This window comes from Modestobacter sp. SSW1-42, assembly GCF_046635825.1.
GTDB lineage: Bacteria > Actinomycetota > Actinomycetes > Mycobacteriales > Geodermatophilaceae > Modestobacter.
In genome coordinates this window covers 17,031-41,849 of record NZ_JBISCA010000001.1, presented here as the reverse complement: position 1 = coordinate 41,849, position 24,819 = coordinate 17,031, and the positions used below count along the sequence as shown (strand labels likewise).

The window sequence follows — 24,819 nt, the reverse complement described above, 5'->3', positions numbered from 1 at the left end:
GCACTCCCGGCGCCGGGGACCCCGCGCCGTGAAGCAGCCGGCCTTCCGCCTGGAACCGGTGCTGCGCCTGCGGCGCAACGAGGAGCGGGCCGCCGCCCTCGCGGCCGCCCAGGCGGCCCAGGAGGCCACCGCGGCAGCCGACCGGGCCGAGCGTGACGCCGCCGCCCTCACCGGCCGCGCCCTGCCCGCACACGCCTCCGGCGGCGCCTTCGCCGCCGCGATGGTCGCGTCGGCCGCCGCGGCTGCCGATGTGTCTGCTGCACGGGCACTCGCGCTCGCCCGGGCGGAACAGGCCGAACTGGTGCAGGCGCGGTGGACAGCCGCCGCGCAGCGCACCAAGGGCCTGGAACGCCTCCGTGAGCGGCACGTGTCCGCACTGCAGGCAGCCGCCGACGCGGCCGAGGCCCGGGCGATCGACGACCTGGTCACCGGCGCCCACAACACCAGGACGACGACGGAGGAGGAGACGACGTGGACGGACTAGCCGCGGTGCAGACCCGGATCAACCAGATCCACGCCCGCTTCCTCCCCACCGCGCCCGCGGCGCCCAGCTCGTCATGGGCCAGCGCCGCCTCGGCCGCCGGGCTCACTGCCACCGCCGCCCCCGCGAGCGCCACCACCGCCACGGGCCCCGAGGCCACCGGCACCGGCGCCGAGGTCGTGGGCGCGGCGACGAAGTACCTCGGCGTCCCCTACAAGTGGGGCGGCACCGACGCCTCCGGGCTGGACTGCTCGGGGCTGACCCAGCGGGTCTACGCCGACCTCGGCATCGACCTGCCGCGCACCGCCGCCCAGCAGGCCACCGCCGGCCGCCCGGTCGCCTCCCTCGCCGAGGCCCAGCCCGGCGACCTGGTGCTGTTCGACCACTCCTCCTCCCGCGCCGGGATCGACCACGTCGGCATCTACATCGGCGGCGGCAAGATGATCGCCGCGCCCCAGGAGGGCGAGGTCGTGCAGGTGCAGGACGTCGGCGACCCGACGCTGATCCGCCGGGTGCTGCCCGACGGCGTGCGCGGCGCGTCCGCCGCGGCGCCCGCGAGCGGCGGCAGCCTCGCCGGTGTCCCCTACGCCGACCTGTTCACCCGGGCCGGCGCCGCGCACGGGGTCTCCCCCGCGTTGCTGGCGGCGGTGGCCAGGACCGAGTCGGGCTTCGACAGCTCGGCGGTCTCCCCGGCCGGCGCGCGGGGCCTCATGCAGTTCATGCCGGCCACCGCGAAGAGCCTGGGCGTCGACGCGAGCGACCCGGCGTCGTCCATCGACGGCGCGGCCCGCTACCTCAGCAGCCTCACGAAGCAGTTCGGCACCACCGAGCTCGCGCTCGCCGCCTACAACGCCGGCCCCGGCGCCGTGCAGCGCGCCGGTGGCGTGCCGCCGTACCCCGAGACGACGTCCTACGTCCAGAAGGTCACCAACGCCGCGGAGGCCTACTCGTGACGACCCCGACCGTGCTGCCCGCCGTGCCGGCCGCGGCCCGCGCCGGCGCCCGCCCCGCGGCGTCGCCCTCGGCGGACGCACCGGCCTTCGCCGACGCGCTGGGCAGCGCCCTCCGGACCACCCGCGACACCCCGCGCGAGGCCCGGGCCGACGACGCCGTCGCCGCCCGCCCGCGCAGCGACCGCCCCGCGTCCGACCCGGCGGACCGGACCCCGTCCGCGGACGACCCGGCCGCCGCCGACACCGCGGAGTCCGGCGAGCCCGAGCCCACCGCCGTCCCGGTCCCGCTCGCCCCCGGCCTGTGGGCGCTGCTGGCCGCCGCGACGCCGGTGACGACCGGGCCGGCCGGTGACGCCCCCGCCGACCCGGCCGCCGCGATCGTCGTCCCGGCCGGTGCCGTCGCCGTCGACCTCCCGGCCGCGGGCCTACCCGCGGCCGCGCCCGCGGTCCCGGCCCCGGCCGCCGCCGAGCTTCCGGCGGGGGTCCTGCCCGCCGGGCCCGCCGTCCCGCAGCCGGTCACCGCCCCTGCCACCGCTCCGGCCGCCGTCGTGGACGCTGCGGCGACCGGCCTCACCGTCGTCCTCGACACCGCCCCGGACACCGCGCCCGCACCGGCGACCGGGCCCGCCGCGGCACCGGGAGCGCCGGCCACCGACGCGCCCGTGCTCCTGCTCCCGCCCCCGGCCTGGGCGGGCACGTCCACCGGCACAGGCGACGGCTCGCCGGGTGAGCAGGCGGCGCCCGCCGCGCTGCCGGCCGAGGTCCCCGCGGCCGGCGCCGACACCGACCCGGTGTCCGGCCTGGGCGGCGCCGCGCCGGCCCCCTCGACCACCGCGACGGCACCGGCGACCGCGGCCACCCCGGCCGCACCGGCGCCGCAGCCGCCCGTGGCCGACCAGCTGGGCCGGCACCTCGCGGTGCTGCGCAACGCCCCCGACGGCAGCCAGACCATGACCGTCGTCGTCACCCCCGACGACCTCGGCCCGGTCACCATCGCGGTGACCGTCACCGCCGGCTCCCTGGACCTGAAGCTGCACGGTGCTCACGAGGCCGGCCGGCACGCCCTGCTCGATGCCCTGCCCGACCTGCGCCGCGACCTCGAGGGCGCCGGGCTGTCGCTGAGCGCCCTCGAGGTCGACACGGCCACCGGCGACTCCGGCCCCGGCTCGCGCTCGGCCCAGCAGCAGCTGCTGGACGCCCGCGCCGGGCAGCAGGGCGCCGCCGGCCAGCCCGGCCAGCAGGCCCCCCGGGGCCGCGCGTGGGGCGCCGCCCCCGAGCAGATGACCACCGGCACCCCGACCACCGAGCAGTCCACGTCGTCCGGCGTGGACGTCCGCGTCTGACCAGGAGGCCGCTCGATGACCACCCCGATCACCGGATCCGTCGGCACCCCGACGCAGACCGCCAGCCCCAGCGCCGACCGCGCCGACCAGATGGGCAAGGACACCTTCCTCAAGCTCCTGGTCGCCCAGATGCGCTTCCAGGACCCGAGCAACCCGACCAGCAGCAGCGAGTTCATGGCGCAGACGGCGACCTTCACCCAGGTGGAGAAGCTCGAGGAGATCGCCGCGCAGAACGCCGAGCTGCTCACCCTGCAGCGCTCGCTGAGCGCCGGCGCCCTGGTCGGCAAGCACGTCGCCTACACCGACGACACCGGGACCACCGTGACCGGCGCCGTCTCCTCCGTGCTCGTCGCCACCGGCTCCGAGCCCCGCGCGATCGTCGGGGACAAGGCCGTGCCCCTGGGCCGGATCACCGAGATCACCGTCCCCGAGGTCGACACCCCCGCGACCACTCCCCCGGCGAGCACGCCGCCGACCAGCACGACGTGACCACCCGCTGACCCGGCGCCGTCCGCCCGCCCACCACACCGATCCCCGATCGCGAGGAGTCCTCCCATGCTGCGTTCCATGTTCTCGGCCATCTCCGGCCTGCGCGCCCACCAGACCAAGCTCGACGTCGCCGGCAACAACATCGCCAACGTCAACACCGTGGGCTTCAAGGGCAGCCAGACCGTCTTCGAGGACACCCTGTCCCAGGTGCTGCGCAACGGCTCGTCCCCGCAGGGCGAGACCGCCGGCACCAACCCGGCGCAGGTCGGCCTCGGCGTCAAGGTCGCCGGCATCACCACCAACTTCGGCCAGGGCTCCACCCAGAACACCGGCCGCGCCAGCGACTTCATGATCAGCGGCGACGGCTTCTTCGTCACCAAGCAGGGCAACGAGAACCTGTTCACCCGCGCCGGCTCCTTCGACCTGGACGGCGTCGGCAACCTGGTCACCCCCGACGGCGCCAAGCTGCAGGGCTGGACCGCCGGGCCCGACGGCACCGTCGACGTCAACGGCACGATCGGCGACCTGCGCATCCCCTCCGGCCAGGTGCTCGCCCCGGTGGCGACGACCGGCTTCGCGCTCGGCGGCAACCTGTCCGCCGGCGGGTCGGCCACCCCGGTCACCTCGCAGATCAACGTCTACGACGCGCTGGGCAACGCCCACGCGGTCAGCATCACGATGACCAAGCAGCCGGCGGACAACACCTGGGCGGTCGCGTTCGTCGACACCTACGGCGGCACGCAGACGCCTCTGGCCGCCACCCCCGGGACCCTCACCTTCGACGCCGACGGCACGCTGCCCGCCGGCCAGGCGCCGATCACGCTGACCGGGCCGGCCGGGCCGGTGACCGTCGACCTGGGGAACCTCACCCAGTTCGGCGGCAAGAGCGACGCCGCCGCCAAGACCACGCCGGACAGCGGCTCGGCGATGGGCGTGCTGCAGGGCTACTCGCTCAGCGGCGACGGCACGATCGTCGGCTCGTACTCCAACGGGCTCAAGCAGTCCCTCGGCCAGCTCGCGCTGGCCACCTTCACCAACCCCGGTGGGCTGGAGAAGGCCGGCAACAGCTCCTTCCGCGCGGCCGGCAACGCCGGGAACCCGCTGATCGGTGCCGCCGGCACCGGCGGGCGCGGCAGCCTCACCGCCGGCGCGCTGGAGATGTCCAACGTCGACCTGGCCGAGGAGTTCACCGGCCTGATCGTCGCCCAGCGCGGCTTCCAGGCCAACAGCCGCGTCATCACCACCTCCGACGAGATCCTCCAGGACCTGGTCCAGCTCAAGCGCTGATGACCGGCCCGGTCACCCCACCGGGGTGACCGGGCCGCTCAAGCACTCCGCACGACCTCCCGATGACACCAGTGCGACGGCGACGACGCCGCCACCGGCCGTCGTCGCCCCCGACCCCAGGAGCCCACCCCGTGATCCGTCTGACGCGCCTCAACGGCGAGCACTTCGTGCTCAACGCCGAGCTGATCCAGCGCGTGGAGGGCCACCCCGACACCGTGGTCACGCTGCGGGACGACACCAAGTACGTCGTCACCGAGACCGTCGACCAGGTCGTGCGGGAGGTCCGCGACTACCGGGCCGGCATCCAGGCCGTCGCCTTCCAGATGGACCGCGGGGACTACCGCCCGCCGACCACCACCGACCTGCAGGGCCCCGAGGACGCCTCGGTCGTGCCCTTCCCGAGCCGAGAGGAGCGCTGAGCCGTGGATCCCGCCACCCTGATCGGGTTCGCGATCTCCCTGATCGCGTTCTTCGTCTTCATGATCCTCGAAGGCGCCGACCCGACCTCGCTGATCTTCCTGCCGGCGATCGTCCTGGTCATCATCGCGACCTTCGGCGCGGCCGTGGCCAGCCAGGCGATGAGCGACCTGAAGAAGATCCCCGGCTGGTTCAAGATGGCCGTGCTGCCGGGCAAGGTGCCGCCGGCCACCGAGCAGATCCAGGTCCTGGTCACCCTCGCCGAGAAGGCCCGCAAGGAGGGCCTGCTGGCGCTGGAGGCCGAGGTCAAGAAGATCGAGGACCCGTTCCTCAAGCGCGGCCTGCAGATGAGCATCGACGGCACCGACCCCGAGGACCTGCGCGGCATCCTCGAGGGCGAGATCTCCGCGAAGAAGACCGAGGACAAGGTCGCCGCGAAGTTCTTCAACAACATGGGCGGCTACGCGCCGACCATCGGCATCCTGGGCTGCATCGTCGGCCTGATGAACGTCATGGGGAGCCTGAGCAACCCCGAGGCGCTGGGCCCGATGGTCTCCGCGGCGTTCATCGCCACCCTGTGGGGCGTCATGGCGGCCAACTTCTGGTTCCTGCCCATGGGCGCCAAGATCACCTACATCAGCGCGCTGCAGGCGGCCCAGATGGAGCTCCTCGTCGAGGGCATCGCCGAGATCCAGGCGGGCACCAGCCCGCGCACCGTGCGCGCCAAGCTGACCTCCCTGGTGCCGCCGAGTGAGCAGCAGCGCGAGGCGGCATGAGCAAGGCCGGCGGGCACGGGCACGGCGGGCACGGCGGGCGCCGCAAGAAGCACGAGGAGCACGAGGAGCACGAGAACCACGAACGGTGGCTGGTCTCCGGCTTCGACATGATGACGCTGCTGTTCGTGCTGTTCGTCGTCCTGTACGCGATGAGCTCCATCGACGCGGCGAAGTTCACCGCCTTCGCCGAGGGCGCCCGCGAGGGCGGCGGCGCGCCGGTCACCATCCTCAACGACGGTGCCGCCATCGACGCGCCGACGGAGAACGACAGCCCGCTCAAGCCCGTCCAGGTGGCCCAGGAGGCCGCCATCGACGGCACGGCGCAGACCGACGCGGAGGCCAAGGCCGCCGAGGAGGCCGCCGCCCAGCAGGCCCAGCAGACCGCCGCGGAGGCCAAGGCCGCCTACGACGAGCTCGCCGCGGCGCGCGCGGCCCTCGAGGCCGCGGTCGCCGCCGCCGGCCAGGCCGGCGCAGCCGAGTTCGTGATCGACGAGCGCGGCCTGGTGGTGCGGGTGGTCTCCGACCCGGTGCTCTTCGCCCCGGAGTCCGCCGTCCTGCTGCCCGCGGGCAAGAGCGTGCTCGACGCGCTGGCGCCGGGGCTGGGCGAGCTGCCCAACCCGCTCCGCATCGAGGGGCACGCCAACTCGCTGCCGGTCACCCGCGGCGGCCCGTGGCCCTCGAACTGGGAGCTGTCGGCGATCCGCGCGACGACGGTGCTGCGGCACCTGTCCGAGGCCGACGGGCTGGCCGAGGACCGGATGTCCGCGGCCGGCTACGGCAGCACGCGGCCGCTGGTGCCCGACACCGACCCCGACTTCGTGACCGTCAACCGGCGCGTCGACATCGTCGTGGCCTCCACCGCCTCGGCAGGGGCCAACGCCCTGCTCCCCGGCCTGGAGGCGGCCGCCGAGGGCGGCGCCGCACCCGCGGCGGACACGCAGGAGACCACCACAGACAGCACCACCGAGGACGCCGGTCACGGCGCCTCCGACTCCGAGGGAGGCCACGGATGAGCAAGGAGAAGTCCAAGAAGGACGACAAGCCCGCGGACGAGGAAGGTGCCCCGGGCGGCAAGAAGAAGCTGCTGATCATCGGGCTGGTCGCCGTCCTGGCGATCGGTGCGGCGGCGTACTTCTTCGTGTTCAGCGGGAGCGGCGAGGCCGAGGCCGAGCCGGCGCCCGAAGCTGGCACCGTCGTGCTGGCCGTCGACCCGGTGGCGATCAACCTCGCCGGGGGCAGCTACCTCAAGCTGGGGTTCACGCTGCAGATGTCGGCCGCCTACGACCTGCACGCCGGTGGCGGTGGGCACGGCGCCGCCGCCGCCCCGGACGGCTCGAAGGCCATGGACATCGCCATCTCGCAGTTCTCCGGCGCGGCCCTGGCCGACGTGCAGAACAACCGCGAGGCGATGAAGGCGCACTTCGAGGAGGCAGTCATCGAGGCCTACCACGGCGACGTCTACGAGATCTGGTACACGAGCTACGTCACCCAGTGAAAGGACCCCCTCGCCCCCGGCGAGGGGTCCGTCCCACCGGAGCTGATGCGCCGCACCTGACGCACCACAGCTGACGCTCCACCCCCAGCGCCCCCACCGGGGCGCTCCCGCCCCAGCCGGTGCCGGTTCTCCCGGCACCGGCTGGGCCCGGCGGTCAGGGTCCCCGCGCCCCCCGCCGATGAGGACATGCGTGAGCCTGTCCGACATCGCGGCCGACGCGCCCAGCGTCCCTGCCCCCCGGAGCCCGGAGGGCCAGGGGCGCTCGCGCCGTCGCGTACCGCGCACGTACGACTTCCGCCGGCCGACGAAGCTCTCCCGTGAGCACGTCCGCATCCTGCAGATCGCGCAGGAGGCCTTCGCCCGCCAGGCGACGACCACCCTGACCTCGATGCTGCGCACCGGGGCCCGGATGGAGCTCGTCGGCATCGAGCAGTTCTCCTACGACGACTACGTCCAGACCCTCCCGCCGTCCTACTTCCTGGCGGTCTTCACCCTCGAGCCGCTGGCCGGCAAGGGGGTGCTCGCCTACCCGCTGGAGACGGCGATGGCGATCGTCGACCACATGCTCGGCGGCTCCGGCGAGGGCGATCAGCCCGTCCGGCCGATGACCGGCATGGAGAGCGCCATCACCGGCCACCTCCTCGAGCGGCTGCTCGGCGAGCTGGGCGAGGCGTTCGCGCACATCACGCCGGTCCAGCCGGTCCTCGACGGCGTCGAGTACAACCCCCAGCTGGCCCAGGCGGCCGCGGGGTCGGAGACCGTGATGGTCGCCACCTACAGCCTGCGCATCGGCGAGCGCGAGCCCGAGGCCACCCTCGTGCTGCCGTTCTCCTCCTTCGCCGCGTCGCTGACCAACGCCGCGTCCCCGCAGCTGTCGGAGTCCGCGCGGCACAAGCGGCAGCGGGCGTTCGAGGCGCTGACCGAGCGGCTCAACGACGTCCCCGTCGACGTCAGCGTCCGGTTCAACCCCATCGAGGTCCCCTCGGGCGACCTCTTGTCGCTGGCCGAGGGCGACGTCCTGCTGCTGCGTCACTCGCAGGACAGCCCGCTGGAGGTCACGACCAACGACGTGATCTTCGCCCACGCCCTCCCCAGCAACCACCGGCGCCGTCTGGCCGCCGAGATCGTCCCCGACACCGGAACCGGCGCAAAGGACCACGCATGACCACCGCCTTCGGCACCTCGTCCGACTCCGACACCATCGCCGCCGCGGTCGCCGCCGCCGCGCAGGCCGCGGCGGCAGCCATGCCGGCCGAGCTGGACCTGCGCGCCGGCGACGCCGTCGCCGACCCGGAGGCCGTCCCGCTGCCCCCGGCCCCCGGTGGGGCCGTCACCGCCGCGCTCGGCGGCGAGGTCAGCGGCGACATCGTGCTCGTGCTCTCCGAGGAGATCGTCAGCGCGCTGACCAACTCCCCGGTCGGCGCGATGGACGTCGCCACGGCGCTGCGCCCCGCGCTGGAGGCCGCCGCCGCCGCCCTGGGCAAGGTCCGCGTCGCCGCCGAGCGGGTCGAGGACGTCGTCCCGGCGCTGGACGGCCTGCGCGACAAGGGCGTCTTCCTCGCCGTCCCGCTGCTGCAGGGCAGCGAGATCTGCGCGACCCTCGCGCTGCAGGTGACCCTCCCCCGCCCGCGGGAGCGGCGCGGCAGCCTGGACCTGCTGCGCAACGTGGCCATGGAGGTCACCGTCGAGATCGGCCGCACGCGGATGACGGTCTCCGAGCTGCTCTCGCTGCACCCCGGTGAGGTCATCGAGCTCGACCGCGCCGCCGGCGCACCGGCCGACCTGCTGGTCAACGGCACGCTCATCGCCCGCGGCGAGATCGTCGTGGTCGACGAGGACTTCGGGCTGCGGATCAGCGAGATCGTGACCGACTCCGGCGAGTACGGGACGCCGGGCGCATGACCTGGATGATCATCCGCCTGGTGCTGTGCCTGGGCTTCATCGCCGCGGTGCTGCTCTACGCGAGCAAGCTGGCGAAGAAGCGCGGGCTCGGCGGCGCCACCGGCGTCATCGAGGTCGTCGCCCGTCAGCGGATGGGCCGCACCAGCACCGTCTCGGTGCTGCGCGTGGCCGGCCGGGTGCTGGTCGTCGGCTCGACCGAGGAGCAGGTCACGCTGCTGGCCGAGGTCGAGGACGAGGAGCTGCAGACCGCGCTGGCCGCCCAGCTGCGGCCCCTCGAGGTCACCGAGGACGCCGACCGGGCGCCGGTCACCCGGCGGATGCCGGTGCCCACGGGCCACGGCGCGCTGGCCGGCTCGGTCCTGGACAAGAGCACCTGGACGTCGGTCGTGCAGGAGCTGCGCGAGCGGACGGTGCGGCACTGATGGCCACCGCGCTGCGCGTGCCGATCGCCGGGGCCCGGCTCCGCCGCCTCGGCTGGCTGATGCCGCTGCTCATGCTGGCCGTCAGCGGTGCCCTGTTCGCCCTCGCCGGACCGGCCCTGGCCGCACCCGTGGCGCCCACCGCGCCCACCGCGCCGGTCGCCCCCGTCGTGGACGGCGGCGGGCTGGACATCTCCATCGGCGGCGACAGCCCCAGCAGCGCGGTCACCCTGATCCTGGCGATCACCGTGCTGTCGATCGCACCGTCGGCGCTGCTGCTGGTGACCTCGTTCACCAAGATCCTCGTGGTGCTGGCGCTGACCCGCAACGCACTGGGCCTGCCCACCTCGCCGCCGAACCAGGTGCTGACCGGGATCGCGCTGTTCCTGACGATCTTCGTGATGGGCCCGGTGTTCGGCGACATCAACGAGGTCGCCGTGCAGCCCTACCTGGACGGCGGGATGAGCGCCTCGGCCGCCTACGACGCCGGCTCCGCGCCGTTGAAGACCTTCCTGCTGGACAACACCCGCGACGACGAGCTCAAGCTCATGATCGGGCTGTCGGGCGAGGAACGGCCGGCCGACGAGGCGTCGGTGAGCATGCTGACCCTGGTGCCGGCGTTCGTGCTGTCGGAGCTCAAGAGCGCCTTCATCATCGGGCTGGTCGTGTTCATCCCGTTCCTGGTGCTGGACATGCTGGTCAGCGCCGCGCTGATGGCGATGGGCATGATGATGGTGCCGCCCACGATCGTGTCGCTGCCGTTCAAGCTGCTGCTGTTCGTGGTGGTCGACGGCTGGTCGCTGATCGCCACGGCGTTGGTGGGGTCGTACGCATGAGCGACGCGGACGTCACCGAGATCGCCACCCAGACGATGATCGTCGGGGCCAAGGTGGCCGCCCCGGTCCTGCTGACCGCCCTGCTCGTGGGCTTCATGATCTCGCTGTTCCAGGCGGCGACCCAGATCCAGGAACCGACCCTGTCGTTTGTGCCGAAGATGATCGCGGTGGCCATCGCGCTGCTGGTGACCGGCAACTGGGTGCTGTCGGAGCTGGTCTCCTTCACCCATCAGCTGTTCGAGTCACTGCCGCGGTTGCTCGGCAAGAGCTGAGGCCAGGGTGGACCTGCAGGTCCCCTCGGCGACCCTGGCGGCCCTGCTGCTCGCCACCGTGCGGGCCACCGGGTTCATCGTCATGGCCCCGCCGTTCAACTCCGGCAGCATCCCGGCCCCGGCCAAGGGCGCGCTCGCGCTGGCGCTGTCGCTGGTGGCCTTCCCGCACCTGGTCGACACGATGCCCGAGATCACCGCCGGGTTCCTGGTCGTCACGGTGCTCACCGAGGCGGTCATCGGCGCGGCGCTGGGCTTCATCGTCCAGGTGTTCTTCACCGCCGTGCAGCTGGCCGGCGACATCATCGACGTGACCGGCGGCTTCTCGCTGCAGCCGGCCTACGACCCGCTGTCGCTGAGCACGCAGGGCGTGATCGGGCGGCTGCACTACCTGCTGGCGATCACGCTCATGTTCACCAGCGGCGCACACCTGCTGCTGGTCCGCGGCTTCGTGACCTCCTACGAGGGCCTGCCGCTGGGCGGCGCGCTGCCCGCCGACCAGCTCGGCCCGACGCTGCTCACCGCCTTCTCGATGATGTTCCTGGCGGCCCTGCAGATCGCCGGCCCGCTGGTCGCCGTGCTGCTGCTGGCCGACGTCGCCCTGGCGCTGCTGTCGAAGGCGGCGCCGGCGCTGAACATCTTCGCGCTCGGCTTCCCGGTCAAGATCATGATCTCGCTGACCCTGCTCGGCCTGACCTTCCCGCTGCTCCCGCCGGCGCTCGACGCCCTGATGGACACCGCGCTCCGGGCGATGACCTCGCTCGAGGGCAGCTGACGTGACCGCGCACCCGAGGGGAGGTGACTGATGGCCAAGGACGGGCCCGGCGGGGAGAAGACAGAGAAGCCGACACCCCAGAAGCTCAAGAAGGCCCGCAAGGAAGGCCAGATCCCACGCACCCAGGAGCTGGGCACCTGGCTCGGGACGGCGGCGGCGAGCGTGCTGCTGCCGATGCTGGTCGAGAAGGCCTTCCACGAGGTGCAGACCCTGTTCGTGCAGATCGGGGCGATCGCCGGCAACCCGGAGCCGGCCGCCATCTCGGCGCTGCTCGGCCAGGCGCTGAGCGTCTTCCTGATCGCCCTGCTCCCGATGGCGCTGGGCATGATGCTGATCGGCACGCTCTCCTCGGCCGCCCAGGGCGGGGTCACCTTCGCGACCAAGAGCATGAAGCCGACGCTGAAGAAGCTGAACCCGTTCCCCGGGATCAAGCGGATGTTCGGCACCCAGGGCCTGTGGGAGGCGGTCAAGGCGATCATCAAGACGATCGCGCTGACCGTCGTCATCGTCGTCACCTCGGACAAGGCGCAAGAGCTCGTCTCGGCCTCCGGCGCGCTGCCGCTGTCGGAGGTCACCCGCACGTTCTGCGACTCGGCGGTGCTGATGTTCCGGGTCGTGGGCATCACCGGCCTGAGCATCGCGATCGCCGACTACGTCGTCGTCCGCAAGAAGATGATGAAGCAGCTCAAGATGAGCCACACCGAGATCAAGCAGGAGCACAAGCAGTCCGAGGGCGACCCGCACGTGAAGGCGCAGCGCCGGGCGACCCAGATGGCGATGTCACGCAACCGGATGATGGCCGAGATCGCCGACGCCGACGTGCTGCTGGTCAACCCCACGCACGTGGCGGTGGCGCTGAAGTACGACCCGCTCAAGGGCGCTCCCCGGGTCGTCGCCAAGGGCGCCGGCGAGGTGGCGGCCAAGCTGCGCGCCCGCGCCGAGGAGTGCCGGGTGCCGATGGTCCAGGACGTCCCGCTGGCCCGTGCCCTGCACGGCTCGTGCGAGATCGGCCAGGAGGTGCCCGCGCAGCTGTTCACCGCCGTCGCCCGCGTGCTGGCCTTCGTCATGCACCTGTCGGCGAAGGGCGTGCGCGGCGGGATGCACCGCCCCGGCTTCGAGGCGCCCGTCCTGGAGGGGCTGCCCAAGGCCGGCCGCCGGCGCTGAGGAGGTGACCCGCGCCCCACGCGCACCGTCCGGCTGGGGCCGGCGGAGCGGGTGGGGCCAGAGGTGCGTGCACGGTCCGTGCGCCGGGTGCAGCGGTACGGACCGTTCCCGGGGCTGCCGAGAAGGTCGGTGAGGAGCGCACCGGCGCACCACCCGCACCGGTTCGCCATCCGCACAGGAACGAGGTCTCGTGGGCAAGCTGACCAAGGCAGCCGTCCCCGTCGGCGTCGTGTCGATCGTGCTGATGCTCGTCGTCCCGCTGCCGGCCCCCGTGCTGGACCTGCTGCTCGGCTTCAACATCGCCGCGTCGCTGCTGATCCTGCTGGTCTCGATGAACATCAAGCGGCCGCTGGACTTCGCGATCTTCCCGTCGCTGGTGCTGATCGCCACCCTGCTGCGGCTGGCGCTGAACGTCTCCTCCACCCGCCTGGTGCTCAGCGACGGCTACGCCGGCAAGGTCATCGAGGCCTTCGGGCACTTCGTGATCGGCGGCTCGCTGATCGTCGGCCTGGTCATCTTCATCATCCTGACGATCATCCAGTTCGTGGTCATCACCAACGGTGCCGGCCGCGTCGCCGAGGTCGGGGCCCGGTTCACCCTCGATGCGCTGCCCGGCAAGCAGATGGCCATCGACGCCGACCTCAACGCCGGCCTGATCAACGAGGCCCAGGCGCGCAAACGCCGCATGGAGGTCACCGCCGAGGCCGACTTCTACGGCTCGATGGACGGTGCCAGCAAGTTCGTCAAGGGCGACGCCATCGCGGCGATCATCGTCACGCTGATCAACCTCATCGGCGGGTTCGCCATCGGGGTCATGCAGCGCGGGATGAGCCCCGGCGAGGCCGTCTCCACCTACTCGCTGCTCAGCGTCGGCGACGGTCTGGTCTCGCAGATCCCCGCGCTGCTCATCTCCACCGCGACCGGCCTCATCGTCACCCGCTCGGCCGCCCAGGGCGACATGGGCAGCGACCTGCTCGCCCAGCTGGGCCGCAACAAGCAGCCGGTGCGCATCGCCGGCATCGCCTCGATCGCCCTGTGCCTGATCCCCGGCCTGCCCAAGCTGCCCTTCCTCCTGATCGGTGGGCTCTTCCTCCTCGCCGCCAGCCGGCTGACCGAGAAGCCCGAGGTCGACGAGGACGAGGCCGCCGCCAAGGAGCTCGAGCCCGCCGAGGCCCAGCCGGACTCCCCCGAGGCCATCGCCGACCGGATGCGGGTCGACCCGCTGGAGCTGGAGGTCGCCTTCGACCTGGTCGAGCTGGTCGACACCGCCCGCGGCGGCGACCTGCTGGACCGGGTCAAGGCCCTGCGCCGCAAGGTCGCCATGGAGACCGGCCTGGTCATCCCGCTGGTGCGCACCCGCGACAACCTCGACCTGCCCGCCTCGCAGTACGTCATCTGGCTCAACGGCGTCCCGGCGGCCAAGGGGTCGTCCCCGGCCGGCACCGTGCTCGCCATCGGCGACCACCTCGACGGGCTGCCCGGCAAGGCCACCCGCGAGCCGGTCTTCGGGCTGGCCGCCAAGTGGGTGCCGGCCGAGCTGCAGCGGCAGGCCGAGATGGCCGGCGCGACGGTGGTCGACCGCTCCTCGGTCATCACCACGCACCTGGCCGAGGTCGTCCGCCAGAACGCCTCCGCCCTGCTGGGCCGCGAGGACGTCAAGGTGCTGGTGGAGATGGTCCGCCGCTCGCACCCCGCCGTCGTCGACGAGCTCACCCCGGCGCTGCTCAGCCTCGGTCAGGTGCAGCAGGTCCTGCAGGCGCTGCTGGACGAGGGCGTCTCCATCCGCGACCTGGTGCGCATCTTCGAGGCGCTGTCGCTGCGGGCCAAGGTCTCCACCGACCTGGACGGCCTGGTCGAGGCCGTGCGCACCGCGCTCGGTGGCGCGATCAGCCACCCCTACGTCACCGAGGACGAGCGGCTGCACGTCATCACGCTGGACCCGTCGTTCGAGCAGCGGCTCCTGGAGTCGGTGCGGCAGACCGAGGGCGGCCAGGTGCTGGCGCTCGACGGGCACACCGTCGACGTCCTGGTCCGCGGCTGCACCGACCTCCTCGAGGACGCCGAGCGGCTGAACCTCTCCCCCGTGCTGGTCTGCTCCCCGCAGGTCCGCGCTGCACTGTCCCGCCTGGTCCGCCAGGTCCTGCCCCGGCTGTCGGTCATCTCGTACAACGAGGTGTCCCGCACAGCGCAGATCGAGTCGCTGGGAGTGGTGAGCGGTGCCTACGCAGTCCGTTGAGGCCGCCACGCGTGACGAGGCCATCGCCGCCGCGCGTGAGCAGTTCGGGCCCTCGGCCCGAGTCGTCGGGGTGCGTCGCATCCGTTCCGGCGGGATGTTCGGGTTCTTCACCAACGAGCGGTACATCGCCGAGGTGGAGGTCGCCAGGGCCGAGGCCGCAGCGCCCGCCCGTGCGCCGGAGGACGCCGCCCGCGCACCCCGGGCCGCCGCCGCGCCGTCCCTGGACGACCGGATGGCCGAGCTCGCCGAGCTGCTCGGCGCCGTGGCCCCCCAGGCGCCCGACGTCGCGCTCTACGACCGGGCCGGCAGCTCCGCGGCCACGGCCGAGTCCGCCCGCCGGCCGGTGACCGCCCGCGCCCTCGCGGCCGACCGGATCGCTGCCGATCGGATCCCCGCCCCCGCCCGGGCCGCCGCCGCCACGCGGGCCGCCGCTGCCCCGTCGCGGGCCGCTGCCCCCGAGTGGGTCGACGAGTGGATCGACGAGCCGGCGCCGAGCCGGTCCCCCCGCACCCCCGGCCGCACCGCCGGCCCGGCCGCCGGTCGGCGCGGCGCCGAGCCCAGGCCGTTCGCCCCGGCCAAGGCCACCCTGATGCTGTCGGCGGAGGAGCTCCGGGCCCAGCGCCCGGCGGCCGAGCCGGCCGTCGAGGAGCCCGCGCGGCCCTCCCCGTTCGCCGCCGCGCTGACCCGGATGGTGGCTTCCAGCCCCGTCCAGGCCGCCGCGGAGGAGGCCGCCGAGACCGCAGCCGCCGCCGAGGAGGCCGCCGCCACGAAGGCCGCCGTCGCCGCCGCGGAGGCTGCGGCCGTCGAGGCCGCCGCGGCCGAGGTGGCCCGCGCCGCCGCCGCCCGGGTCGAGGCCGCCGCCGCCGAGGCCGCGCGTCAGCAGGCCCAGGCCGCTGCCGCCGAGAGCGCCCGGGTGGAGGCCGCCCGCACCGAGGCCGCCCGGACCCGCGCCGCCGCCGAGGCGGCTGCTGCCGCCGCCGTCGCCGCCGAGGCCGAAGCCGCCCGCCTGCAGGCCGAGGCCGAGGAGGCCGCCCGCCTGGAGGCCGAGCGTCTCGAGGCCGAGCGTCTGGAGGCCGAGCGTCTCGAGGCGGCCCGCGTCGAGGCCGCCCGAGTCGAGGCGGCCCGCATCGAGGCCGAGCGCCTGGAGGCGGCCCGCCTCGAGGTCGAGCGCATCGAGGCCGCCCGGCTGGAGGCGGCGCGCCTGGAGGCTGCCCGCGTCGAGGCCGAGCGCCTGGAAGCTGCCCGCGTCGAGGCCGAGCGCCTGGAGGCTGCTCGGGTCGAGGCCGCCCGGGCCGAGGCCGCCCGGCTGCAGGCGGAGGCCGCCGAGGCCGCCCGCCGCCAGGCCGAGGCCGAGGCCGCCGAGGCCGCGCGCATCGAGGCCGCCCGACTCGCGGCCGAGGCCGCTGCCGAGGCTGCCCGGGTCGAGGAGGCCCAGCTGCAGGCCGAAGCCGCCGCCGAGGCCGCCCGGCTGCAGGCCGAGGCGGAGGCCGCCGAGGCCGCTCGCATCGAAGCCGCTCGCATCGAAGCCGCTCGCATCGAAGCCGCTCGCATCGAAGCCGTTCGTGCCGAGGCCGCCCGGGTCGAGGCTGCCCGGCTGCAGGCCGAGGCGGAGGCCGCCGAGGCCGCTCGCATCGAGGCCGCTCGCATCGAGGCCGCTCGCATCGAGGCCGCGAGCGTCGAGGTCGCCCGCCTCGAGGCAGTCCGCGCGGAGGCCGCCCGCATCGAGGCCGCGCGCGTCGAGGCCGCCCGCCTTGAGGCCGCCCGGCTCGAGGCCGCGCACGCCGAGGCCGTCCGGGTCGAGGCTGCCCGGCTGCGGGCCGAGGCGGAGGCCGCCGAGGCTGTGCGGGTCGAGGCTGCCGCCCTGGCCGCGCGGGCCGAGGCCGAGCCGACGCTGTCCATGGTCGAGTCGGTGCGCAACGCCGACGAGGAGCTCGCCGACCTGCTCGAGGAGGTGCTGGCGGCCAACGGGTCCGGTCGCGGCCGGCACCGCTTCCCCGACGCGCTCGCCGAGGACCGCGTGCGCGACGTCCCGCAGCCGTGGGCCTGCGCCACGACCGAGCCCAGCGCCTACGACACCGGCTCGTACCGGGTGGAGGCCCCGTGGGGCACGGCGTACGCCAGCGACGCCCGGGTCGCCCAGCGGGCCGCCCAGGCCGCCGCTGCCCAGAACATGGTCGTGGACGCCGTCGTCGTCGACGAGTCCCCGGCCGAGGAGGTCCGCCCCCTCCAGCCGCGGCAGGCCGAGGCGCCGGCCCAGCGCGCCGCCGTCCCGGTGACGCTGGCCCGGACCGCCAGCGACCCGGCACCGCTGCCGCTGGACGCGACCCGGATGATGCCGGCGCTGTCCCTGACGCCGCCGCGTGCCCTGGGCAGCGGCTCCCGGCCCGCGGTGCCGCCGGTGCGCCGCGGCCGACCGCCGGTGCCCGCGTCCCGGCCCGCGGTGGCTCTGCGCCCGCGCGTGTCCCCCGCGGTCTCGTCCCCGACCCTGTCCTCGATCGGTGCGCCGGCGATCGGTGCGCCGGCGTCCTCCGGGGAGGCCGGTGACCGGCTGGCCACCGTCCACCAGCTGGTGCCCGCGCCGTCCAGTGCGCTGGCCCCGTTCGCGATGACCGGCCCGGAGGAGCTGGAACTCCGGCTGCTCACCCTCGGCGTCCCCGACATCATGCTCGGCCCGGACTTCTCCGCCGACGCCGCCGCCCACGGCGTCTACGCGGCCCTGACCCGGACGCTGACCGACCACCTGCCCGCCGCGCCCTACGTGCTGGCCGAGCCCGGCGACGTGATCATGGTCGTCGGCCCGGGTGCGGAGACCTTCGCCGCGGCCCGGTCGCTGGCGCTGTCGCTGCGCCTGGAGCCCGAGGACGTGCAGTGGGCCGCCGCCGGCGCGCTGTCCGGCCTGGCCCCGGCCTCCAGCCGGATCACCTCGCTGGAGACCGCGCTCGAGCGTCGCCGCGCCGCGACGACCGAGACGGTCACGATCGTGGCCGTCGACGCCCCGCTGCGCACCTCCGGTGGGCCGTGGCTGGAGCACATGCTCTCGGTCTGGACCCCGGCCACCGTGTGGGCGGTCATGGACTCCACGCGCAAGCCCGAGGACCTCGTGCCGTGGCTGGACGCGCTCCCCCGCGTCGACGCCGTCATCGTCTCCGACACCGACGCCACCGCCGACCCGGCCGCCGTCCTCGGGCACGTCGACGTCCCGGTCGCGCTGGTCGACGGCGCCCGGGCCACCGCCCACCGCTGGGCCTCCCTGCTGTGCGAGCGCCTGGAGGAGATGGACGCATGACCAGCCCGTTCCGGTGGGACGTCGTGGTGACCGGCTTCGTGCTGGCCGTCCCGGTGTTCCTGCTGGCGCTGCGCGGGGACTTCACCGCCGACGACGTCCTCAGCCGGCTGCTGTGGTGCCTGGCCGCGGGGTGGGCGGTGGTGGCCCTGGTGCGCTGGGCGAGCACCCCGCCGGCGCCGGTCAAGCCCGCCAGGAAGCCCGCCCCGGTCCCCGCGGAAGCCGCCGAGGGCGAGCCCGCCCCGACCGCCTGACCACCGCGGCGCGCCCTGCGCCACGGCGTGCGCTCGGGCGGGGTGGTGGCGCGCGCAACCCGGCCGCAGCGCACACGGCGGGTTCCTCCTCCACAGATCGCGTCCGCCGGGACGCGTTGCTGGCCACGATCGGCTGGTGGACGCTGCGGTTCGGCCACGCCCGGATGACCACCGACCCGCTCGGGTGCCGGGACGACGTACACGTGGCCCACGCGGCCCGGCGGGCGCTGTTCGATGCGCGCTGAGGCGGGACCCCGGCCGGCAGGACCCCGCCTCAGCGCGCACGGTGGGTCAGAGGGGCAGGTCCTCGAGCATCTCGGTGACCAGGGCGGCGATCGGCGATCGCTCGGAGCGGGTGAGGGTCACGTGGGCGAACAGCGGGTGGCCCTTGAGCGCCTCGATCACCGCGGTGACGCCGTCGTGCCGGCCGACACGCAGGTTGTCGCGCTGGGCCACGTCGTGGGTGAGGACGACGCGGCTGTTGGTGCCCAGCCGCGACAGCACGGTCAGCAGCACGCCGCGCTCCAGCGACTGCGCCTCGTCGACGATCACGAACGAGTCGTGCAGCGACCGCCCGCGGATGTGGGTCAGCGGCAGCACCTCGATGAGCCCGCGGGCGATGATCTCCTCGACGACGTCGGCGGAGACCAGCGCGCCGAGGGTGTCGAAGACCGCCTGCGCCCAGGGCGCCATCTTCTCGTTCTCGCTGCCGGGCAGGTACCCCAGCTCCTGCCCGCCGACGGCGTACAGCGGCCGGAAGATCACGACCTTCTTGTGCGCCCGCCGCTCCATCACCGACTCCAGGCCGGCGCACAGCGCGAGCGCGGACTTGCCCGTGCCGGCGCGCCCGCCCATCGACACGATGCCGATCTCGGGGTCGAGCAGCAGGTCGAGGGCGATCCGCTGCTCGGCCGACCGCCCGTGCAGGCCGAAGGCGTCCCGGTCACCGCGCACCAGGCGCACCGACTTGTCCGGCGCCACCCGCCCCAGCGCCGAGCCACGGCCGCTCAGCAGCACCAGCCCGGTGTGGGTGGGCAGCTCGGCGGCGGCCGGCACGTGCGCCGTCCCGTGCTCGTAGAGGGCCTGGATCTCCTCCTCCTCCAGCCCCAGTTCGGTCATCCCGGTCCAGCCGGCGTCGACGGCGCCGAGCGCGCGGTACTCGTCGGTCTCCAGGCCCAGCGCCGCGGCCTTGACCCGCAGCGGGACGTCCTTGGTGACCAGGCAGACGTCCTTGCCCTCGCCGCGGAGGTTCAGCGCGACGACCATGATCCGGCTGTCGTTGCTGTCGTTGCGGAACCCGGCGGGCAGCACCGAGGAGTCGCTGTGGTTGAGCTCGACGTGCAGCGTGCTGCCGGCGTCACCGACCGGGACCGGGGCATCGAGCCGGCCGTGCTGGACCCGCAGGTCGTCGAGCGCGCGCAGCGTCTGCCGGGCGAACCACCCGAGTTCGGGGTGGTCGCGCTTGGCCTCCAGTTCGCTGATGACCACCAGGGGGAGCACCACGTCGTGCCCCTCGAACCGCAGCAGCGCGCCCGGGTCGGAGAGCAGGACGGAGGTGTCGAGGACGAACGTGCGGCGAGTGGTCACGAGTCGACTCCCGTTGGGGCGCTGCCTGAGGACAGAGCGCGCCCCGGCTCGAAGGCGGCCGGGTCCCGGCGCAGGGGCCGGGACGCGGCCCCTCTGGTAGACGAACTCCGTCGCACCAACCGGGCCTCCCGTGGACGACGAGGTCAGCTCGTCGTCCACCCCGGACGCTAGGCCTCAGTGCGGTCAAAAGCACCCGCCCAACACGCATGAGTGAGACGTGTGGTGCCCAGGCCACCGACTGTTCGCATGCTCGAAATACGGAGGCGAGCTCAGCCGCCCCGACCAGACGCCGTAACTACGAGACTGCAAGGTCCGCTGACGCGACCGCCCTCCCCGCACTGACGCGGGGAGGGCGGCAGCTTGCTTAGGCCGCGGAGCTGTTAGGCGGGCCGCCCCCGAGCGAACGGCCTAACAGCCAAGCAAGCGGTAGCAGTAGCGGACTTACGGCCAACCCGACGGCTTGAGGCGACTTCGTCACCACAAGAGCGACGATCGCAACCGCAACCACGAGAGTGAACGCCACAAGGGGCATCCAGCTAGATCGGGCGAATTGCGTACGTTCGGTACCGGTCTTGTCGTCCTCGTTGTCTAGTCTCAACATCGCATCACAACCTCCGAGTTCATCGCGTGGACCGGAGAAAGGGACGGGCCACCTGCTACCAACAGGTGGCCCGTCTGCTGTGCGCAGTCAGCCGTTGGCCCGCCCCGATCTGATGAGGACGCTAGGCCTTCCCACCGACAGGAGCACCCCCCTGACACGCGAAGGTGTGACGTGAGGGGATCCGTTCGTCAGCTCGACTCCTGCCGGAATCGTCGGACCCCGAACCACCACCCGGCCACGCCCATCGCCACGGTCAGCCCGGCCCCCCACCACGCGGTGCCGCTGCCGTAGTCGCCGTCGAAGAACGACCGGGTGCCCTCGACCACGTGCTTGAGCGGGTTGACGTCGCTGACCGCCTGCAGCCAGCCCGGGGCCAGCGTCATCGGCAGCAGGATCCCCGACAGCAGGAGCACCGGCAGGACGACGGCGTTGAGCAGCGGGGCGAACGCGTCCTCGCTCTTCAGTGTCAGCGCCAGCGCGTAGGACACCGAGGCGAACGCCGCGCCCAGCAGCGCGATCACCACCAGCGTGAGCACGACGCCGACCACCGGTGCCCGCAGGCCGAGCGGGATCGCCACCAGCACCAGCAGCGTGCCCTGCACCAGCAGGACGACGACGTCGCGCAGCACCCGCCCGAGCAGCAGCGCGGTGCGGCTGGCCGGGGTCACCCGCTGGCTCTCGATCACCCCGGCGCGGTACTCGGCGATCAGCCCGAACCCGACGAACAGTGCACCGAAGATGCCCAGCTGCACCAGGATCCCGGGCACGAACACCTGGTAGGCGTTGGCCGCGCCCAGCTGGCCGGACAGCGGCTCCAGCAGCGGGCCGAACAGCAGGATGTACAGGATCGGCTGCATCAGACTGATGACCAGCCAGGCCGGGTTGCGCAGCGACATCCGCATGGCCCGGGCGAAGACCGTGTAGGTGTCCCGGGCCAGGTTGCTGGTCGCCAGAGCGCTCGTGCTCGGCGCGCTCGTGGTGGTGGTCATCGTGCGGTCTCCAGCTGCTCGGCGGGGCGGGCGGGAGCGGACTCCTCCCGCAGGGACCGGCCGGTGAGGCCGAGGAAGACGTCGTCCAGGCTGGGCCGCCGGCTCTCGATGCCGGCCACCGCCACCCCGGCGGCGTCCAGCTCGCGCACCAGCGCGACCAGCGCGGCGCCGCCGTGCGGAGCCCGGCCGACCACCCGGGTGTCGGTGACCTGCGGGGCCTCCGCACCCGGCAGGGCGGCCATCAGCGCGGCGACCCGGGCCGCCTGCTCGGGGCGCTCGACGGTCACGGTCAGCACGTCACCGCCGACGTCGGACTTCAGCTCGTCGGGCGTCCCGCTGGCGACGATGGAGCCGGCGTCGATGACCAGGATGCGGTCGCACAGCGCGTCGGCCTCGTCGAGGTAGTGGGTGGTGAGGAAGACCGTCGTCCCGCGCTCCTCGCGCAGGCCGCGGATGTGCTGCCACAGGTTGGCCCGGGCCTGCGGGTCGAGGCCGGTGGTGGGCTCGTCGAGGAAGACCAGGCCGGGAACGTGCACCAGGCCCAGCGCGATGTCGAGCCGGCGGCGCTGGCCGCCGGACATGGTCTTGGGCTGGCGCTCCCACAGGCCGTCGAGGTCCAGGTCGCGGAACAGCTGCTTGCCCCGCTCGGTGGCCTCGGCGGTGCTGATGCCGTAGAGCCGGGCGTGGTCGACGACCTCCTCCCCCGCCCGCGCCTCGGGGGCGGTCGAGCCGCTCTGCGAGACGTAGCCGATCCGGCGGCGCACCCCGACCGGGTCGGCGACCAGGTCGCAGCCGGCGACGGTGGCCGTGCCCGAGGTGGGCGCCAGCAGGGTGGTGAGCATGCGCAGGGTGGTGGTCTTGCCGGCCCCGTTGGGGCCGAGGAAGCCGACGATCTCGCCGGCCTCGACGTCGAGGTCCACCCCGGCGACGGCGTGCACCTCCTGCTTCTTCTTGCGGAAGGTGCGGGCCAGGCCGCGGGCGTGGATCACGCCGGGCAGTGTGCTCCGCACCACCGACAGGAGTCGACCGGGTTCAGCGCTCCTGGCGCGGACGCAGGGCCACCAGCGCCCAGGCCACCGGCACCAGCAGCACCGGCCACTCCAGCGACAGGTCGCCGACCCACAGCAGCCCGGCGACCAGGAACAGCAGCAGCCAGCCCGCCGTCCAGAGCCCGAGCGTGCGCCGCTCCCCCGCCGTCCCGCGCGTCATCGGAGGTCAGCCGGCCGCGAGCTCGGCGCCGACCACGGCCGGGGTCAGCGGCTCGTCGAGCAGGCGCAGGAAACGGTCGCCGACCGGCTGCCCGGCCGGGCGGGCGGCGAGCCAGGCGGCGAGCAGGTCGTAGCCCTCGACGTAGGTGGAGATGTAGGCCCGCCACAGCGGGTCGGTGAGGAACCGCAGCTGCTGCACCGCCCGGTCGTGGCTGACCAGGCCCCAGCGCTGCAGGTGCGCGGTGACCACGTCGGGGTCGGCGCGCCGGTCGTGCAGCAGGATCGCGGCGTCCTGGCGGACCCGGTTCAGCGGGGCCGCGGCGGCCGCGATCCGCTCGGCCAGGTGGCCGTCGAAGCGCAGGCCCAGGTCACCGAGCACCTCGGCGGCCCACGGCCCCCAGCCCTCGCCGACCGCGGCCTCGACGCCCAGGTCGGCCAGCCCCTCGGCCATCAGGCACTCGGGGGTGTTGACCAGGAAGACGGTGTGCTCGAGGTGGTGCTCGCGCTCGACGAGGCCCATCTCCTTGCGGCAGTGCTCGGTGTGGTGCCCCGGGTAGGCCTCGTGCGCCACCAGGTGCGGCAGCTGGCTGAGCCGGTGCGGCAGGTCGGCGTTGATCGCCACCCGCGAGTGGAAGTCGCCCTCGTAGTAGTTGAAGCCCGACCACGGCTTGTCGGTGACCACCTCGTAGGTGACCGTCTCGGCCTCGGGCAGCCCGTAGGAGCTGCGGACCCGGTCGCGCAGCGCCGAGGACAGCGCGTGCACCGCCGTCTCCAGCTCCGCCGGCGGGCACTCCTCGCGCCGGCGGTGCACCGCGTAGCGCTCCGACAGGGTGCCGCTGCCGGGCAGCAGCTGGTCGAGCTCGGCGTGCGCGGCGGCGTACTCGGCCGGGTCGCCCAGGGAGACCTGCACCTGGAAGTAGGCCTCGACCTCGTCGATGAACCCGACCGGCTCGCCGCCCAGCTTGCGGGCCGAGCACTCCAGGCCGGTCAGCTGGCCACGCAGGAAGGCCGTGCGGCCGGCCGGCAGGGCCGCCGAGTCGAGCTCGGCCAGCAGCCCCCGGGCCTGGTCGCGCAGCTGCGGCGCGGTCGGCGCCGGCTCGTCGGCCACCTGGGCCCGCACCCGCGGGTCACCGGTGTAGGCGTCGACGAACCCCGGCTCCAGCCGGTCGAAGCGCAGCCCCAGCCGCACGTACTCCAGGGGGACGTCGACCGCACCGGCTGCCATGCCCGCAGTCTCCCAGCCGCGGGTCAGCTGCCGAAGCGGCGGTGCCGGGCGGCGTAGGCCCGCAGGGCGCGCAGGAAGTCGACCCGGCGGAACTCGGGCCAGTAGACGTCGGTGAAGTAGAACTCCGAGTGCGCCGTCTGCCAGGTCAGGAAGCCCGACAGCCGCTGCTCGCCGCTGGTGCGGATCACCAGGTCCGGGTCGGGCTGGCCGCGGGTGTAGAGGTGCTCGGCGATGTGCTCGACGTCGAGCACCTCGATCAGCTCCGGCAGCGTCGTCCCGCGCTCGACGTGCTCGGCCAGCAACGAGCGGACGGCGTCGGCGATCTCGCGCCGTCCGCCGTAGCCGACCGCGAGGTTGACCGTGGCACCCGGCCGGTCACGGGTGTCCCGCTCGGCCTGGGTCAGGACGGCGACGGTCTCGTCGGGCAGCAGCTCCAGCGCGCCGACGGCCCGCAGGTGCCAGCGCCGCCCCGGCCCGGCGAGGTCCTGCGCGACGCCCTCGATGATCCGCAGCAGCGGCGTGAGCTCGGGCTCGGGGCGGGTCAGGTTGTCGGTGGAGAGCAGGAAGAGGGTGACCACCTCGACGCCGGCCTCGTCGCACCAGGTGAGCAGGTCGGCGATCTTGTCCGCGCCGCGGCGGTGGCCCTCGCTGACGTCCTCGAGACCGATGGCCTTGGCCCAGCGGCGGTTGCCGTCGATGATCACGCCCACGTGCCGCGGCGTGTCGGCGCCCACCAGACCGCGGGCCAGCCGGTGCTCGTAGGCGACCGTGAGGGCGTCCCGGACCTTCGCGCGCAACCCCACGCCGCCACAGTAGGTGCCCGCCGTCCG

At 74.0% G+C, this 24,819-nt stretch carries 25 protein-coding genes; 19 read left to right on the top strand and 6 right to left on the bottom strand.

Annotation, left to right across the window (positions count from 1 at the left end; genetic code table 11):
* Window positions 1-28: 28 nt before the first annotated feature.
* The 19 genes from ACGBYP_RS00210 (at window position 29) to ACGBYP_RS00120 (ending at window position 18,379) form a co-directional block, all read left to right on the top strand.
* Window positions 29-484 (top strand): flagellar export protein FliJ, encoded by a 456-nt coding sequence (locus ACGBYP_RS00210; RefSeq protein WP_411581249.1) that lies wholly within the window; start codon window positions 29-31, stop codon window positions 482-484.
* On the top strand, window positions 472-1,434 hold the full coding sequence (locus ACGBYP_RS00205) for a transglycosylase SLT domain-containing protein (protein ID WP_411581248.1): 963 nt from the start codon (window positions 472-474) through the stop codon (window positions 1,432-1,434). Before ACGBYP_RS00210 ends, ACGBYP_RS00205 begins: the two co-directional genes overlap by 13 nt.
* Window positions 1,431-2,777: a flagellar hook-length control protein FliK gene (locus ACGBYP_RS00200; RefSeq protein ID WP_411581247.1), complete on the top strand. Its 1,347-nt coding sequence runs from the start codon at window positions 1,431-1,433 to the stop codon at window positions 2,775-2,777. The genes ACGBYP_RS00205 and ACGBYP_RS00200 overlap by 4 nt, the downstream gene beginning before the upstream one ends.
* Window positions 2,778-2,792: 15 nt before the next feature.
* Window positions 2,793-3,266, top strand: coding sequence for a flagellar hook assembly protein FlgD (locus ACGBYP_RS00195; protein ID WP_411581246.1), 474 nt, complete (start codon window positions 2,793-2,795; stop codon window positions 3,264-3,266).
* 66 nt (window positions 3,267-3,332) lie between these two features.
* Window positions 3,333-4,553: a flagellar hook protein FlgE gene (locus ACGBYP_RS00190; protein ID WP_411581245.1), complete on the top strand. Its 1,221-nt coding sequence runs from the start codon at window positions 3,333-3,335 to the stop codon at window positions 4,551-4,553.
* Window positions 4,554-4,684: 131 nt separating this feature from the next.
* Window positions 4,685-4,972, top strand: a complete 288-nt coding sequence (locus ACGBYP_RS00185; RefSeq protein ID WP_411581244.1) for a flagellar FlbD family protein — start codon at window positions 4,685-4,687, stop codon at window positions 4,970-4,972.
* A gap of 3 nt (window positions 4,973-4,975) precedes the next feature.
* Window positions 4,976-5,746, top strand: coding sequence for a motility protein A (locus tag ACGBYP_RS00180; RefSeq protein WP_411581243.1), 771 nt, complete (start codon window positions 4,976-4,978; stop codon window positions 5,744-5,746).
* Complete coding sequence (locus ACGBYP_RS00175) at window positions 5,743-6,759, top strand: flagellar motor protein MotB (RefSeq protein WP_411581242.1); 1,017 nt, start codon at window positions 5,743-5,745, stop codon at window positions 6,757-6,759. The genes ACGBYP_RS00180 and ACGBYP_RS00175 overlap by 4 nt, the downstream gene beginning before the upstream one ends.
* Window positions 6,756-7,241 carry a flagellar basal body-associated protein FliL gene (fliL, locus tag ACGBYP_RS00170; RefSeq protein WP_411581241.1) on the top strand — a complete coding sequence of 162 codons (486 nt, stop codon included), beginning with the start codon at window positions 6,756-6,758 and terminating at the stop codon, window positions 7,239-7,241. Before ACGBYP_RS00175 ends, fliL begins: the two co-directional genes overlap by 4 nt.
* Window positions 7,242-7,431: 190 nt before the next feature.
* The gene (locus ACGBYP_RS00165; RefSeq protein ID WP_411581240.1) at window positions 7,432-8,406 is read left to right on the top strand and encodes a flagellar motor switch protein FliM; all 975 of its coding nucleotides are present in this window, start codon (window positions 7,432-7,434) and stop codon (window positions 8,404-8,406) included.
* Window positions 8,403-9,143: a flagellar motor switch protein FliN gene (gene fliN, locus ACGBYP_RS00160; RefSeq protein ID WP_411581239.1), complete on the top strand. Its 741-nt coding sequence runs from the start codon at window positions 8,403-8,405 to the stop codon at window positions 9,141-9,143. The genes ACGBYP_RS00165 and fliN overlap by 4 nt, the downstream gene beginning before the upstream one ends.
* Window positions 9,140-9,565, top strand: a complete 426-nt coding sequence (locus ACGBYP_RS00155; protein ID WP_411581238.1) for a FliO/MopB family protein — start codon at window positions 9,140-9,142, stop codon at window positions 9,563-9,565. Before fliN ends, ACGBYP_RS00155 begins: the two co-directional genes overlap by 4 nt.
* Window positions 9,565-10,398 (top strand): flagellar type III secretion system pore protein FliP, encoded by an 834-nt coding sequence (fliP, locus tag ACGBYP_RS00150; RefSeq protein WP_411581237.1) that lies wholly within the window; start codon window positions 9,565-9,567, stop codon window positions 10,396-10,398. Before ACGBYP_RS00155 ends, fliP begins: the two co-directional genes overlap by 1 nt.
* Complete coding sequence (gene fliQ / locus ACGBYP_RS00145) at window positions 10,395-10,670, top strand: flagellar biosynthesis protein FliQ (RefSeq protein ID WP_411581236.1); 276 nt, start codon at window positions 10,395-10,397, stop codon at window positions 10,668-10,670. Before fliP ends, fliQ begins: the two co-directional genes overlap by 4 nt.
* Window positions 10,671-10,677: 7 nt before the next feature.
* Window positions 10,678-11,442 (top strand): flagellar biosynthetic protein FliR, encoded by a 765-nt coding sequence (gene fliR / locus ACGBYP_RS00140; protein ID WP_411581235.1) that lies wholly within the window; start codon window positions 10,678-10,680, stop codon window positions 11,440-11,442.
* Between the two features lie 30 nt (window positions 11,443-11,472).
* Window positions 11,473-12,606, top strand: coding sequence for a flagellar biosynthesis protein FlhB (locus ACGBYP_RS00135; protein WP_411581234.1), 1,134 nt, complete (start codon window positions 11,473-11,475; stop codon window positions 12,604-12,606).
* A gap of 190 nt (window positions 12,607-12,796) precedes the next feature.
* On the top strand, window positions 12,797-14,842 hold the full coding sequence (flhA, locus tag ACGBYP_RS00130) for a flagellar biosynthesis protein FlhA (RefSeq protein WP_411581233.1): 2,046 nt from the start codon (window positions 12,797-12,799) through the stop codon (window positions 14,840-14,842).
* Window positions 14,823-18,128 (top strand): hypothetical protein, encoded by a 3,306-nt coding sequence (locus tag ACGBYP_RS00125; RefSeq protein WP_411581232.1) that lies wholly within the window; start codon window positions 14,823-14,825, stop codon window positions 18,126-18,128. The genes flhA and ACGBYP_RS00125 overlap by 20 nt, the downstream gene beginning before the upstream one ends.
* Window positions 18,125-18,379, top strand: coding sequence for a hypothetical protein (locus ACGBYP_RS00120; protein ID WP_411581231.1), 255 nt, complete (start codon window positions 18,125-18,127; stop codon window positions 18,377-18,379). Before ACGBYP_RS00125 ends, ACGBYP_RS00120 begins: the two co-directional genes overlap by 4 nt.
* A gap of 291 nt (window positions 18,380-18,670) precedes the next feature.
* Here ACGBYP_RS00120 and ACGBYP_RS00115 read toward each other — a convergent pair whose 3' ends face one another.
* The 6 genes from ACGBYP_RS00115 to ACGBYP_RS00090 form a co-directional block, all read right to left on the bottom strand.
* Window positions 18,671-19,966: a PhoH family protein gene (locus tag ACGBYP_RS00115; RefSeq protein WP_411581230.1), complete on the bottom strand. Its 1,296-nt coding sequence runs from the start codon at window positions 19,964-19,966 to the stop codon at window positions 18,671-18,673.
* A 789-nt stretch (window positions 19,967-20,755) separates the two neighbouring features.
* Window positions 20,756-21,556 (bottom strand): ABC transporter permease, encoded by an 801-nt coding sequence (locus ACGBYP_RS00110; protein ID WP_411581229.1) that lies wholly within the window; start codon window positions 21,554-21,556, stop codon window positions 20,756-20,758.
* Window positions 21,553-22,545, bottom strand: coding sequence for an ATP-binding cassette domain-containing protein (locus ACGBYP_RS00105; protein WP_411581228.1), 993 nt, complete (start codon window positions 22,543-22,545; stop codon window positions 21,553-21,555). Before ACGBYP_RS00105 ends, ACGBYP_RS00110 begins: the two co-directional genes overlap by 4 nt.
* A gap of 43 nt (window positions 22,546-22,588) precedes the next feature.
* A complete protein-coding gene (locus ACGBYP_RS00100) occupies window positions 22,589-22,765 on the bottom strand; it encodes a hypothetical protein (protein ID WP_411581227.1) in 177 nt (58 codons plus the stop codon).
* A 6-nt stretch (window positions 22,766-22,771) separates the two neighbouring features.
* The gene (locus ACGBYP_RS00095; RefSeq protein ID WP_411581226.1) at window positions 22,772-23,989 is read right to left on the bottom strand and encodes a DUF885 domain-containing protein; all 1,218 of its coding nucleotides are present in this window, start codon (window positions 23,987-23,989) and stop codon (window positions 22,772-22,774) included.
* A 23-nt stretch (window positions 23,990-24,012) separates the two neighbouring features.
* The gene (locus ACGBYP_RS00090; RefSeq protein ID WP_411581225.1) at window positions 24,013-24,792 is read right to left on the bottom strand and encodes an isoprenyl transferase; all 780 of its coding nucleotides are present in this window, start codon (window positions 24,790-24,792) and stop codon (window positions 24,013-24,015) included.
* Between the last annotated feature and the right edge of the window lie 27 nt (window positions 24,793-24,819).

Excerpts from the sequence above, each read along its gene's own strand:
- ACGBYP_RS00195 (WP_411581246.1), top strand. The coding sequence starts at position 2,793 with ATGACCACCCCGATCACCGGATCCGTCGGCACCCCGACGCAGACCGCC.
- ACGBYP_RS00190 (WP_411581245.1), top strand. The coding sequence starts at position 3,333 with ATGCTGCGTTCCATGTTCTCGGCCATCTCCGGCCTGCGCGCCCACCAG.
- ACGBYP_RS00175 (WP_411581242.1), top strand. The coding sequence starts at position 5,743 with ATGAGCAAGGCCGGCGGGCACGGGCACGGCGGGCACGGCGGGCGCCGC.
- fliL (WP_411581241.1), top strand. The coding sequence starts at position 6,756 with ATGAGCAAGGAGAAGTCCAAGAAGGACGACAAGCCCGCGGACGAGGAA.
- fliN (WP_411581239.1), top strand. The coding sequence starts at position 8,403 with ATGACCACCGCCTTCGGCACCTCGTCCGACTCCGACACCATCGCCGCC.
- ACGBYP_RS00155 (WP_411581238.1), top strand. The coding sequence starts at position 9,140 with ATGACCTGGATGATCATCCGCCTGGTGCTGTGCCTGGGCTTCATCGCC.
- fliP (WP_411581237.1), top strand. The coding sequence starts at position 9,565 with ATGGCCACCGCGCTGCGCGTGCCGATCGCCGGGGCCCGGCTCCGCCGC.
- fliQ (WP_411581236.1), top strand. The coding sequence starts at position 10,395 with ATGAGCGACGCGGACGTCACCGAGATCGCCACCCAGACGATGATCGTC.
- ACGBYP_RS00135 (WP_411581234.1), top strand. The coding sequence starts at position 11,473 with ATGGCCAAGGACGGGCCCGGCGGGGAGAAGACAGAGAAGCCGACACCC.
- ACGBYP_RS00120 (WP_411581231.1), top strand. The coding sequence starts at position 18,125 with ATGACCAGCCCGTTCCGGTGGGACGTCGTGGTGACCGGCTTCGTGCTG.
- ACGBYP_RS00110 (WP_411581229.1), bottom strand. The coding sequence starts at position 21,556 with ATGACCACCACCACGAGCGCGCCGAGCACGAGCGCTCTGGCGACCAGC.
- ACGBYP_RS00100 (WP_411581227.1), bottom strand. The coding sequence starts at position 22,765 with ATGACGCGCGGGACGGCGGGGGAGCGGCGCACGCTCGGGCTCTGGACG.
- ACGBYP_RS00095 (WP_411581226.1), bottom strand. The coding sequence starts at position 23,989 with ATGGCAGCCGGTGCGGTCGACGTCCCCCTGGAGTACGTGCGGCTGGGG.